The organism is Nonomuraea sp. NPDC048916, from assembly GCF_040649575.1.
Taxonomy (GTDB): domain Bacteria; phylum Actinomycetota; class Actinomycetes; order Streptosporangiales; family Streptosporangiaceae; genus Nonomuraea.
The window spans coordinates 149,384-161,356 of sequence record NZ_JBEZFS010000023.1 but is presented as its reverse complement, the minus strand read 5'-3'; the positions used below and the strand labels follow the sequence as shown (position 1 = coordinate 161,356).

The following is an 11,973-nucleotide window of genomic DNA, read 5'->3' as shown; positions in this document are numbered from 1 at the left end:
GATGCCTTGGACCGCCAGCAGGAGTTCGTGCTCCGCACACTCGAGGAACGCGACATCCGGTTCATCCGGCTCTGGTTCACCGACGTGCTCGGCTTCCTCAAGTCGGTGGCGATCGCGCCGGCCGAGCTCGAGGGCGCCTTCGCCGAGGGCATCGGCTTCGACGGCTCGGCCATCGAGGGGTTCGCCCGCGTCTACGAGGCCGACATGCTGGCCAAGCCCGACCCGGCGACGTTCCAGATCCTGCCCTGGCGCAGCGAGACGCCGGGCGCCGGGCGCATCTTCTGCGACATCCTGATGCCCGACGGCTCCCCGTCACACGCCGACCCCCGCTGGGTGCTCAAGCGCGCGCTCGCCAAGTGCGCCGACATGGGCTTCACCTTCTACACCCACCCGGAGATCGAGTTCTTCCTGCTGAAGAACCGCCCCGAGCCGAGCCAGCGGCCGGAGCCCATCGACTCCGGCGGCTACTTCGACCACACCCCCCACAGCTCCGGGCACGACTTCCGGCGCCAGGCGATCATGATGCTGGAGTCGATGGGCATCTCGGTCGAATACAGCCACCACGAGGGCGCCCCCGGCCAGCAGGAGATCGACCTGCGCTACGCCGACGCGCTGACCACGGCCGACAACATCATGACCTTCCGCCTGGTCATGAAGGAGGTCGCGCTGGAGCAGGGCATCTGGGCGTCGTTCATGCCCAAGCCGTTCACCGAGCACCCCGGCTCCGGCATGCACACGCACATGTCGCTCTTCGAGGGCGACCGCAACGCCTTCTACGAGGCCGGGGCCGACTACCAGCTGTCCAAGATCGGGCGTTCGTTCATAGCGGGCCTGCTCAGGCACGCCGCCGAGATCACGGCCATCACCAACCAGTGGGTCAACTCCTACAAGCGGCTGTGGGGCGGGGCCGAGGCCATCGCCGGCCAGGGCGGCGAGGCGCCGTCCTATGTGTGCTGGGGCCACAACAACCGGTCCGCGCTCGTCCGGGTGCCCATGTACAAACCCCACAAGGGCGGCTCGACCCGGATCGAGTTCCGGTCGCTCGACTCGGCCTGCAACCCCTACCTGTCCTTCGCGCTGATCCTGGCGGCCGGACTGAAGGGCATCGAGGACGGCTACGAGCTCCCGCCCGCCGCCGAGGACAACGTGTGGACCCTGACCAGCGCCGAGCGGCGGGCCCTCGGCATCCAGCCGCTGCCGGGCTCGCTGGACGAGGCCATCGCGGTGATGGAGCGCAGCGAGCTGGTGGCCGAGACGCTGGGAGAGCACGTCTTCGACTTCTTCCTGCGCAACAAGCGCACCGAGTGGCGCGAATACCAGCGCCACGTCACCGAGTACGAACTGGGCCGCTACCTGCCGGTGTTGTAGGCCCCGGCCGGCGGACGGCCTGAACGTGGAGCTCGTTCTCATGGAGGGTGCGGGCCATCATCCGGATGCCCTCGCCGGTCAACTGGAGGTTGCCGTACAGCCGTCCGCAGGCCTGCCGGAGCAGATCGGTGAGCCCGTCCGTGGCCATGCCGATGTCACTGCCTGCCCATGCCGTCTCACCAGCGCCGCGCACGACAGCGAACGTAGTTGGGGTGTGCCGCCGGAACTCGGCTGAGACGTCCAGGAGGTGTCGCCCCGCCTCGTCCAACGGCCCAGGGTCGAATCGAAGACCGGTACTCATCTTCCTGCTCCTACGGCGGTGTCCCGTTTCGATCGCCGATCTTAGCGATCATGAACGGCTCTATCGAGACCCGTGGAGTTGGAGCATGCGGACGGTCCGGACAGGACGCGGCAGCGACTGGAACGTCCCGCAGTCCCGGGCCCGTCGCCCTCCGTGCAGGATATTGGTCCACTTTAGGTGGTTATGTGTTTTTTGTCCTGTTCGCTGGGCAAGGCGAAATGGACGAGGGGCATGAGCTTCCGTCGATGATCGGGCGGGCCTCGAGAGGCCGCCCACCAAGGACGGTGACCATGAAATGCGGAGGGAAGGTGGCGCTTGCCGTCGCCGCCGGATACTACTTCGGACGCCGCCGCAAGCTGCGGGCGGCAGCCGCCATGGCCGTGGCCGGTGTGGCCGGTGGGCTGAAGGCGGGCAAGAGCGGATTGCTGCAGAAGGGGATGCAGGCACTCGGCTCGCCCGAGCTGACCGAAGCCACCGACCGCCTCCGCGGTGATCTGCTCGACGCCGGCAAGGCCGCGGCCGTGGCGGTGACGAGCAAGCAGATCAACGCGCTCAGTGACGTCATTCACCAGCGGGCCGAGGGGCTACGGCATCCCGGCGCGCCCGGTGGGGAGACCGCCCCGAAGGCGCCTGAGACCGGCGCGGCCGGCGCGACCGAGGCGGGTGAGCGTCAGGAAGGCGAGCGGAAGGACGAGGCGCAGCCGCAGGACAAACAGGACGATCAGCCAGTGTCGCACGGCGAGCGGAAGGAATCGCCGGAGGCGGAGTCCGTCCCCTCCCAGCGTGGCGCTCCCGTGACGAGGTGACTCCAGATGACGGAGGACTCGAAGGAGACTCTTGGCGGCGCCGCCACGGCGCTCCCCCTGGACCGGCTGTCGAAGGAATGCCGAGACCTCGCGGGAGCCATAGGAGCCCGGATGCTGGGCTCGCTGACCGGCAAGGTCACGGGGATGACCGGCAGGCTGACCGACTACGCCGAGCGTGGCGGCGCACCCGGCTCGTCCGGCGAGGAGACCGCGCCGCACCCGTCCGGCGAGGAGAAGAGCGCGGAGGCGCCCGGGGAGGCTGCGAAAGGACCCGCGGAAGGACCGGCGGAAGGACCGGCGGGCAAACCGGAGGACGGATCCGGAGGATCGGAAGAGGGCCCGGAAGAGGGGACATCCTCGAAACCCGGTGTGCTCGGCCGGGCCGGGCGGGCGGTCAAGGGGGCGGTCAGCCGTGGCGGCCGGCCGGGTGGCCAATCGGGTAGAGGCAGAGCGGAAGGTGACAAGACCCGGGTGACCAACGTGGTCGAATCCATCGACATCGGCGCCCCGATCGACGTGGTCTACAACCAGTGGACGAGTTTCGAGGATTTCCCGAGCTTCATGAAGAAGGTCGAGAACGTGAAGCAGGAGTCCGAAGAGCAGCTGACGTGGAAGGCACAGATCTTCTGGTCACACCGGACCTGGAAGTCGGAGATCATCGAGCAGGTGCCCGACGAGCGGATCATCTGGCGTTCGGAGGGAGACAAGGGATACGTGGACGGCGCGGTGACCTTCCACGAGCTCGCGCCCAACCTCACCCGGGTCATGGTCGTCCTGGAGTACCACCCGAAGGGGTTCTTCGAGCACGTCGGGAACCTGTGGCGCGCTCAGGGCCGGCGTGCGCGACTGGAGATCAAGCACTTCGGGCGCCACGTCATGACGCAGGCCGTGCTGCATCCGGAGGAGGTCAAGGGCTGGCGAGGCGAGATCCATGACGGTCAGCTCGTGACCGATGAGGGATCCGAAACCGCGGACGCGGAGGAGTCCGAGGGCGAGGAGTCCGGGGGCGAACCGCCCGAAGGCGAGCAGCCCGAGGGGGACGTGTCCCAAGGCGATCGGCCCGAAGGTGAGCGCTCCGGCGAATCGCGGAGCGAGGCCGAGCACCTGGAGCCTCAGCCTCACTAGTGGTCTTCCCCGTGGCCGGCGCAGGGGGCCGGCCCGGCACGTGATCGTACTGGCCGTCCTTGGCGGTATCACCGTCCTGCCTGAGCCCATCCATCCGGGGGAGAGGACCAACGACATGCCTGATGAGCTGCCCGAGGCGGCCACGGATCTTTCGGGTCCGCTGGAGAAGGCGCCCGTACGGCCCGGCGAGTCACGCCCGGATGGGCTCGTGGATCCGGACGTCCTGCTCGACGTGCCCATGGTCCAGGTCGAACGGATCAACCTGGACGTGGAGGACCTGCGCGCGCGGGTCTCGCTCGAAGCCGACGTCCTCGATCTGCTGAGACTGCACGTGGGCGTGGACGTGACCCTCGGAAGGGTCAACCTCGAGATCTCCGGCGTGGAGGCCAAGGCGCTGCTGAAGGTCCGGCTCGACAACGTCGCCCTGATCATCCGGGACGTGCTGAAGACGATCGACAACAATCCCCAGCTGCTGAACAACCTCACGATGGGGGTGGCGTCGGCCGCCCGCGACGTCGGCGCCGGAGCCGGGCGGGCCGTCGGCGAGGTGGGGGCGAGCGCGGGTTCCGCGCTCAAGGGCACCGTCGAGTCCGTCGGTGACGCCGCCCGCGACGTTGTCGGCGAGGTGCCCAAGACCGCCCGGACCGTCGCCCGGACCGCGGGTACGGCCGCCCGCGACGTGTCGGCCACGGTCACGGGTCCGCCACCGTCCAACGCGGCGCCTCCCACTACGCCGCAACCCGGTATGGCCCCGGCCACGGCCCCCGCGGATACCGCGCCCCCGGCCCCATCGGCCGTTCCGGAGGAACCACGCGTGGACGACACCGGCCGGGACCTCCAGACCGGCGTCGACGACAGGGGGAAGCCGCCCGCCCCGGAAGAAGACGCAGGCGAGACCCCTCGCACCGAGGAGCAGGACAAGGGCCGCACCGAAGAGCGGGACGAGGGGCGAGCCGAGCCTCGTGGGGAGGCGGAACCACGGGAAGAGGGGAAACCGGCCGAGGCCGGAGAGGGCCCTCGTGAGGAGGAGCGGGGCGAGGAGCCAGGTGAGGCAGGTGGGCATCGGAAGGTGGAGAGGCGCGAGGAGCCGGCACTTGGTGCGGCGTTGAAGGGGCTGGGCAAGGCCGCCCGCCGGGCGGGCGCGCGCCGGCTGCGTGACATGGCGAACAGGCACCGGTCGAGGTGATGGGGATGAGCGACAGGCGTCCCGACGCGCGGTTCGCGGCGGCCGCGGACATCGTCTTCGCCGCCACGGTACGAGCGGACAGGTTGCGGTTCGAGGCGGCGCCCCGGACGGCGGTCGCGTACCTGGGGGAGCAGGAGTCGTACGACGGCGGCCGCCGCGTCGGACTGCCGGATCGCGTGGCGGAGGGAGAGGTCTACCGCGAGATCCGAGTCGACTACGTCATCGCGTCCACGGCGCGTCCGGGCACGTGAGCATCGTCACTTCTGTCTCTCACGTCACATCCGTGTCATGCGAGTTCCGTATCTTACGGAGGGTGGCGCCGGTCGGACCCTGATCGGGAGTCTGCGGACTGTTTTGGGATGTTATGTCCGGGCGCTGGCCGTCAGACGGCACCCTGATGGGCCTGGTCAACTGGAGATCCAGTAAAATCGGTCTGTTTTTATGTCAAATTTCGGACTTCTCGCCACATAAGGCGATAGAGGAGGGTGTGGCATGACGACGGCCGCCCTGCAGACCGTGTTGAGCGTTCCCGAGCGTTTCCGGGGACCGGATGGAGTCGCCAACGGCGGCTGGATAGCAGGGACCATGGCCGACGCGCTCAACGGCAGCCGATCAGCCGTCGAGGTCACGTTGCACGCCCCCACCCCGTTGGAGACGGAGCTGCGCCTGGAGCACGTCGCCAACAGCGTCTCCCTGTCCGACGGCGACCGGCTGCTGGTCGAGGCCATCCCGGTGGCCGAGGACCTGACCGCTCCCGAGTTCGTCCCGTTCAACGACGCCGCCCGGGCCGAGGCCGGGTTCGCCGGCTGGCACGGTCACGCCTTCCCCGGGTGCTTCTCCTGCGGCCTGCGCGAGCCGGGCGACGGTCTGCGCGTCTTCCCCGGCCCGGTCGAGGGCACGGACCTGGTGGCCGCCGGATGGCGGGTGCCGTTCACGGTGGCCGACGAGGACGGAGTGCCCGCGTCGGTCATGGGCGCCGCGCTCGACTGCGTCACCGGTTGGTCCCACTTCAAGCCCGGTGAGTCCGCGCTGCTCGGCCGGCTGGCCGTGCAGATGCACCGGCGGGTCTACGCCGGCGGCGCCTACTCCATCGTGGCCCGCGCCACCGGCCGCGAGGGGCGCAAGCTGTTCGGCGAGAGTGCCGTCTACGAGGTCGACGGCACGCTCGTGGCCGCCGCCCGCGCGACCTGGATCGCTCCACGCTGACCCCGTCGCCGTCTTCGCCGCGAGCTGACAAACTCGGAGCCGCGAATCGTGCGCCGAGCCACAGCGCCGAGCCGCGGACCTGACCACCACTCGCCGTGGCGCCACGGCACCCGCGTGGGCGCGCCGGCCAAGGGCCTGGCCCACACGCCCGTCGTGCCGGCCGGCCTGGGGTTGCCCGCGCCGGCCAGGCTGGACCGGCTCAGAGTCCTGACGTGAGCCGGTCGGCGACGGTCGACGCGCACCGCTCGTCGAACAGGATCGTGTAGTGGTTGCAGCCGGGGATCAGCTCGTCCGTCAGCCCGGGCAGGCGCGCGGCCCACATCGCGGCCAGCGGCTCCGGGTGGAAGCCGGTGTCCTGGTCGAGCAGCCCGCGCGGCGCCCTGAGCAGGGAGATCGGTGACTTGATCGCGGCCAGCGCGGCGGCGACCCGGTCGGCCTCCACTCGCAGCCAGCGGCCGTCCTCGCGCACCGCCTCGGGCACCGCCCGCGAGCGCAGCGCGCCCTCCGGCCCCGTCAGGTCGTAGCGTACGTAGTCCTCGGCCTCGGCGGTCCACCGCCCGGTGAAGGCCGGATGCGCCTTGAAGAACTCGACGTAGGCGTCCGCCGACTCGAACGTCCGGTCGAGCCGGGCCAGCGCCGGGCCCAGCGTCGCCTCCAGCTCCTCGTCGGCGTCCACGCCCTCGGGCAGCGGCAGCGGCAGCCCGCCGTCGACCAGCACCACGCGCGCGAAGTCACGCCTCGCGGCGGCCAGCGCGGCGACGTAGGCGCCCATGGAGTGCCCGGCCAGCACCGTGTCCGGCCCGGCGCCCACGTGCCCGGCCACGCGCAGCACGTCCTCGGCGTGCCGGGGCAGGCCGTACGGGCCGGGCAGGCCGGCGCTGTGCCCGCGCCCCCGCAGGTCCATCGCCACCAGCGACCAGTCTTCGGGCAGCCGCCGCCCCACCGCGCCCCACGCCATCAGCGAGGCGGTGATGCCGTGCACCGCGATGACCAGGCGCGGCCCGTCGCCGAACGTCGCGATCCGCATGCCGTCCACGTCGTCGAATCTCATGGCCGGATCCTAGATCCTGTCCGCTTGCCGGTCATGTGCGGCGGCTCCGGTCTCCCGAGGCCGCCGGGTGCTCATCCCGTCCCGGATGACTGGTGGATGCGTACCCAGAAACAGAAGTTACGGATAAATTGTCCGTTATGCAGATCACTGTCATCGAACACGAGGCGGACGCCGGGCTGGGCTTCCTGGCCGGCTGGCTGGGTCTGGCCTGCGACGTCGTCCGGCCCTACCTTGGCGACGAGGTGCCCGCGCGGGCGGCGGACGGGCTGATCGTGCTCGGCGGCGAGGCCGCCGCCTGGGAGGACGACGCCTTCCCCTGGCTGCCCGCCACCCGTGACCTGCTGCGGCGATCCGTCGCCGAGGGGACGCCCACGCTGGGCATCTGCCTGGGGGCGCAGCTGATGACGATGGCCTGCGGCGGAACCGTGGAACGGGGAGGCGCCGGGCTGGAGGTCGGGCTGTGCGAGGTGTCCGCGCTGCCGGCCGCCGGGACCGATCCACTGCTGTCCGGGATCGGCGCCGGCGTGGCGATCCAGTACCACCGCGACGTGATGGCCCGGCTGCCCGAGGGCGCGGTGCCGCTGATGACCGGGACCCGCTACCCCAACCAGGCCTACCGGCTCGGCGAGACGGCCTGGGCGGTGCAGTTCCATCCGGAGGCGACGCCCGGGATCTTCGCCTCGTGGACCACGGCCTCCGGGCTCGACTCGGCCGAGCGGCTCAACGCCGAGGTCGAGGCGGCCGAGGACAAACTGATCGCCACCTGGCGCCCGATGGCCGAGGCGTTCGCCTCCATCGTCGGCACCGCCTCCCGCGCCTGACCGTCCCGCGCCTGATCGTCCCGCACGTCACCGTTCGAGTCTGACCGTCCCGCGCCTGACCGTCCCGCACGTCACCGTTCGAGTCTGACCGTCCCGCGCCTGGCCGTCCTGTGCCTGCCCGTCCCGCGCCTGGCCGTCCCGCGCCTGGCCGTCCCGGGGCTGACCGGCCTGGCCTGGGCTGACCGCCCTGTCCAGGGTCTGACCTCGGCGGCCCACTCGCGCGTGGTGGCCCATCCGGAGGCTAGGGCTCGTCCTGGTCGGTGCCTCGGGGGACGACCTAGGGAAGATCCCGGATCATCCCGAACCTGCCGCGGGCCGGCCGGGGCGGCCGGGGCGGGCGAGGCGGATAGGGCGGTCGGGGCGCGGCCGGGTCAGCACGTGCGCCAGCGCGTGGACGCCGGCCAGCACGAGCGGGAAGGCCGCCGACCAGGCCCCGGCGGCGGGCCCGCCCCTGATGGGCACTCCGGCCGCCCGGAGCCGCCGCAACGCCCACACCGTGAACGGGATCACCACCACGGGTGCCGTCACCGCGCCCGGCGTGTAGCCACGGGTGGCCGCGGCCTGCACCAGATGGACGACCCCGTGCACCCCGAAGGCCACCAATGCCGCCTGGAAGACCGGGCTCCGCCCGCCGGTGCGTGCCCCGAGCGCCGACGCGCCCGCCATCACCCCGCCCATCAGCCCGATCGACACGTTCACGTGCCGCTGGGAGACCACCAGCCGCTCCCACGGCACCATCGGGAGGCGCCGCTCCAGGCGCGGCCGTGCCCGGCGCGCCCAGCCCGCCATCGTGGCGAGTTCCTCCGCGTCGTGCACCGCCCACGCCGCCAGCAGCCCCCACGTCACCGTCCCCGGAACCGTCCCCGGAACCGTCCCCGGAACCGTCGCCGTCGCCGGAGCGGTTGCCGGAGCCGCCCTCGGAACCGTCCCCGGAACCGTCGCCGTCGCCGGAGCGGTTGCCGGAGCCGCCCTCGGAACCGTCCCCGGAACCGTCGCCGTCGCCGGAGCGGTTGCCGGAACCGCCCTCGGAACCCTCGTCAGAACCGTCGCCGGAATCATCGCCGCCTCCTAGAAACGCAACGCAACGTTGCGTTTTACTTTAGGCTTTCGCCAAGGCGGGCTGTCAAGATGGAGGGGTGCCAAGGATCGAGTCCACCGCCGCGCGGCTGGCCAAGCTCGGATTCGCCGACGGAGCCGCCGCCGCTCGGCTGGTCCGTCAGTCCGGAGCTGAGTTCGAGGAGCTGCTGGAAGGACTCGTCGACGTCGCCGATCCCGACCTCGCCCTGGCCACGCTGACCCGGCTGGCCGAGCGCGCGCCCGAGCTCGCCGGCACCCTGCGCGCCGACGAGCGGCTCAGGTCACGACTGCTGGCCGTCCTCGGGGTGAGCGCCGCCCTGGGCGACCACCTGGTGCGCCACCCTGGGCAGGTGGCTCTGCTGGCCGTACCCCGGCTGGACGATCCCCGCGCGGAGCTGCTGCGCGCGGTCGGCGCCGAGCCCGGCGACGGCGAGCCGCGCGCCACCGACCCCGGCGCCCTCGTGGCGCTGCGCGTCGCCTACCGCGGCCGGCTCCTGCACCTGGCCGCGCGCGACCTCACCGGGCAGGCCACGCTGTCGGAGGTCACCGCCGAGCTGTCCGACCTCGCGGGCGCCGCCCTGGAGGCCGCCCTCGCCATCGCACGGGCCGAGGTCGACACCGACGAGGTACGTCTCGCGGTGATCGGCATGGGCAAGGCCGGAGCCAGGGAGCTCAACTACATCAGCGACGTAGACGTGATCTTCGTGGCCGAGCCGCGCGACGGCGCCGACGAGACCAAGGCGCTGCGCGCCGCGACCCGGCTGGCCCAGGCCATGATGCGGGCCTGCACCGTCGCCACGCCCGAGGGCTCGCTGTGGGAGGTCGACGCCGGGCTTCGGCCCGAGGGGCGGTCCGGGCCGCTGGTGCGCACGCTGGCCAGCCACCTGGCCTACTACCGGCGCTGGGCCAAGACCTGGGAGTTCCAGGCGCTGCTCAAGGCCCGGCCGGTGGCCGGCGACCTGGAGCTGGGCGCCGCCTATGTCGAGGCGGTCAACGACCTGGTCTGGTCGGCCGCCACCCGCGACAACTTCGTCGAGGACGTGCAGGCCATGCGCCGCCGCGTCGAGGCCCACGTACGCGCCGAGGGGGAGCGGCAGATCAAGCTGGGCCCCGGCGGGCTGCGTGACATCGAGTTCGCGGTGCAACTGCTGCAGCTCGTCCACGGGCGGCTCGACCCCCTGCTGCGCCGAAGGGCCACGCTGCCCGCGCTGGCCGCGCTGTCGCGGGGCGGCTACGTGGGCCGCGACGACTCGCGCGGCCTGGCCGAGGCCTACACCTTCCTGCGCCAGGTCGAGCACCTGCTCCAGCTGCACCGGCTGCGCCGTACCCACGTCCTGCCGACCGACCCCGCGGTCCTGCGCCGGCTCGGCAGGGCGCTCGGCATGCAGGCCGACCCGGTGGGAGAGTTCACCGAGCGGTGGCGGCGGCACGCCAGGGAGGCGCGGCGGCTGCACGAGAAGCTGTTCTACCGCCCGCTGCTGCAGGCGGTCGCCCGGCTGCCCGAGACGGAGACGCGGCTGTCCACGGCGGCGGCCGCCGCCCGGCTGCGCGCCCTCGGCTACGTCGACCCCGACGGGGCGCTGCGCCACCTCGCCGCCCTGACCTCCGGTGTCTCACGGCGGGCGGCGATCCAGCGGACGCTGCTGCCGGTCATGCTCGGCTGGTTCGCCGACACACCCGACCCCGACGCCGGGTTGCTCGGCTTCCGGCAGGTCAGCGACAAGCTGGGGGCCACACCCTGGTACCTGCGCCTGCTGCGCGACGAGACCGCGGTGGCGGCGCGGATGGCCCGGGTGCTCGGCACCAGCCGTTACGCGACCACGCTGCTCATGCACGCCCCCGACGCCGTGGCGCTGCTGGGCTCCGAGAAGGAGCTCGCGGTGCGCTCACCCGAGTCGCTGCGGGCCGAGGCGTCGGCGGCGGTGTCCCGCCACGCGGGCGTCCCCGAGACGGCCGTCGCCGCGGTGCGGGCGCTGCGGCGCCGGGAGCTGTTCCGCACCGCTGTCGCCGACCTGTTCGGGCTCATCGACATTGAGCAGGTCGGGGTGGCCCTGTCCACGCTGAACGACATCACGATCCAGGCCGCCCTCGACGCGGCGATCAGCAGCCGCGGCTCCGGCCTGCCCACCCGGTTCGCGGTGATCGCCATGGGACGGCTCGGCGGCATGGAGTCCTCCTACGCCAGCGACGCCGACGTCATGTTCGTCCACTCGCCCGTCCCCGGAGCTCCCGAGCGTGCGGCCACCGACGCCGCCCACGCCATCGCCAACGAGCTGCGCCGCCTGCTCAGCCTCCCCGCCCCCGACCCGCCCCTGCTCATCGACCCCGACCTGCGCCCCGAGGGCCGGCAGGGTCCGCTGGTCCGCACGCTGGCCTCCTACGAGGCCTACTACGCCCGCTGGTCGTCGCCGTGGGAGGCGCAGGCGCTGCTGCGCGCCCGCTTCTCCGCCGGCGACGCCGAGCTGGGCGCCGCGTTCGTGTCGCTCGTCGACGGGCTGCGCCATCCGCCCGGCGGCCTGCCCGAGGAGTCCGTACGCGAGATCAGGCGCCTGAAGGCCAGGATGGAGGCCGAGCGGCTGCCCCGGGGCGCCGACCCCGCCCTGCACACCAAGCTGGGCCCCGGCGGGCTGTCAGACGTGGAGTGGGTGGCCCAGCTCCTGCAGCTCCGCCACGCCGGCGCGGTCCCGTCGTTGCGCACCACCCGCACCCTGCAGACCCTGCGCGCGGCCGTGGCCGAAGGGCTGCTGGACGAGTCCGACGAGGCGGTGCTGGCGCGGGCCTGGAGCTTCGCCTCCCGGGTCAGGGACGCCATCATGCTGGTCAAGGGCCGGCCCGGCGACAGCGTCCCGGCCGACGCCCGCGAACGCGCCCGCATCGCCCAGACCCTGGGCTACCCGCCCGACGGCTCGGAGGACTTCCTCGACGACTACCGCCGGGTCACCCGCCGCGCCCGCCGCGTCGTCGACCGGGTCTTCTACGGCTCCTGACGGCGGTGACCGATCAGGTGCGGTCCGTTGCGGCCGGACCCCTCG

Annotated in this window: 12 protein-coding genes; 10 read left to right on the top strand and 2 right to left on the bottom strand. The window is 72.2% G+C overall.

Going from position 1 to position 11,973, the window contains the following annotated elements:
* Nucleotides 1–6 precede the first annotated feature (6 nt).
* From glnA to AB0C16_RS24965, 8 genes are all read left to right on the top strand, one after another.
* On the top strand, nt 7–1,368 hold the full coding sequence (gene glnA, locus AB0C16_RS25000) for a type I glutamate--ammonia ligase (protein WP_357686324.1): 1,362 nt from the start codon (nt 7–9) through the stop codon (nt 1,366–1,368).
* A 25-nt stretch (nt 1,369–1,393) separates the two neighbouring features.
* Nucleotides 1,394–1,603: a hypothetical protein gene (locus tag AB0C16_RS24995; protein ID WP_357686323.1), complete on the top strand. Its 210-nt coding sequence runs from the start codon at nt 1,394–1,396 to the stop codon at nt 1,601–1,603.
* A 374-nt stretch (nt 1,604–1,977) separates the two neighbouring features.
* Nucleotides 1,978–2,475: a hypothetical protein gene (locus AB0C16_RS24990; RefSeq protein WP_357686322.1), complete on the top strand. Its 498-nt coding sequence runs from the start codon at nt 1,978–1,980 to the stop codon at nt 2,473–2,475.
* 6 nt (nt 2,476–2,481) lie between these two features.
* A complete protein-coding gene (locus AB0C16_RS24985; RefSeq protein WP_357686321.1) occupies nt 2,482–3,600 on the top strand; it encodes an SRPBCC family protein in 1,119 nt (372 codons plus the stop codon).
* A gap of 115 nt (nt 3,601–3,715) precedes the next feature.
* Complete coding sequence (locus AB0C16_RS24980; protein ID WP_357686320.1) at nt 3,716–4,786, top strand: hypothetical protein; 1,071 nt, start codon at nt 3,716–3,718, stop codon at nt 4,784–4,786.
* Between the two features lie 5 nt (nt 4,787–4,791).
* The gene (locus AB0C16_RS24975; protein ID WP_357686319.1) at nt 4,792–5,037 is read left to right on the top strand and encodes a hypothetical protein; all 246 of its coding nucleotides are present in this window, start codon (nt 4,792–4,794) and stop codon (nt 5,035–5,037) included.
* A gap of 241 nt (nt 5,038–5,278) precedes the next feature.
* A complete protein-coding gene (locus tag AB0C16_RS24970) occupies nt 5,279–5,992 on the top strand; it encodes a hypothetical protein (RefSeq protein ID WP_357686318.1) in 714 nt (237 codons plus the stop codon).
* A 48-nt stretch (nt 5,993–6,040) separates the two neighbouring features.
* Nucleotides 6,041–6,208 (top strand): hypothetical protein, encoded by a 168-nt coding sequence (locus AB0C16_RS24965; RefSeq protein WP_357686317.1) that lies wholly within the window; start codon nt 6,041–6,043, stop codon nt 6,206–6,208.
* Here AB0C16_RS24965 and AB0C16_RS24960 read toward each other — a convergent pair.
* Complete coding sequence (locus AB0C16_RS24960) at nt 6,192–7,043, bottom strand: alpha/beta hydrolase (protein ID WP_357686316.1); 852 nt, start codon at nt 7,041–7,043, stop codon at nt 6,192–6,194. The two genes, AB0C16_RS24965 and AB0C16_RS24960, sit on opposite strands and share 17 nt — an antisense overlap.
* Before the next feature lie 137 nt (nt 7,044–7,180).
* Between AB0C16_RS24960 and AB0C16_RS24955 the strand changes: the two genes are divergently transcribed.
* Nucleotides 7,181–7,864: a type 1 glutamine amidotransferase gene (locus AB0C16_RS24955; protein WP_357686315.1), complete on the top strand. Its 684-nt coding sequence runs from the start codon at nt 7,181–7,183 to the stop codon at nt 7,862–7,864.
* 294 nt (nt 7,865–8,158) lie between these two features.
* On the opposite strand, the gene AB0C16_RS24950 is transcribed toward AB0C16_RS24955, so the two are convergent.
* Nucleotides 8,159–8,710 (bottom strand): HXXEE domain-containing protein, encoded by a 552-nt coding sequence (locus tag AB0C16_RS24950; RefSeq protein ID WP_357686314.1) that lies wholly within the window; start codon nt 8,708–8,710, stop codon nt 8,159–8,161.
* 290 nt (nt 8,711–9,000) lie between these two features.
* Between AB0C16_RS24950 and AB0C16_RS24945 the strand changes: the two genes are divergently transcribed.
* Complete coding sequence (locus AB0C16_RS24945) at nt 9,001–11,928, top strand: bifunctional [glutamine synthetase] adenylyltransferase/[glutamine synthetase]-adenylyl-L-tyrosine phosphorylase (RefSeq protein ID WP_357686313.1); 2,928 nt, start codon at nt 9,001–9,003, stop codon at nt 11,926–11,928.
* The last annotated feature ends 45 nt before the right edge of the window (nt 11,929–11,973 follow it).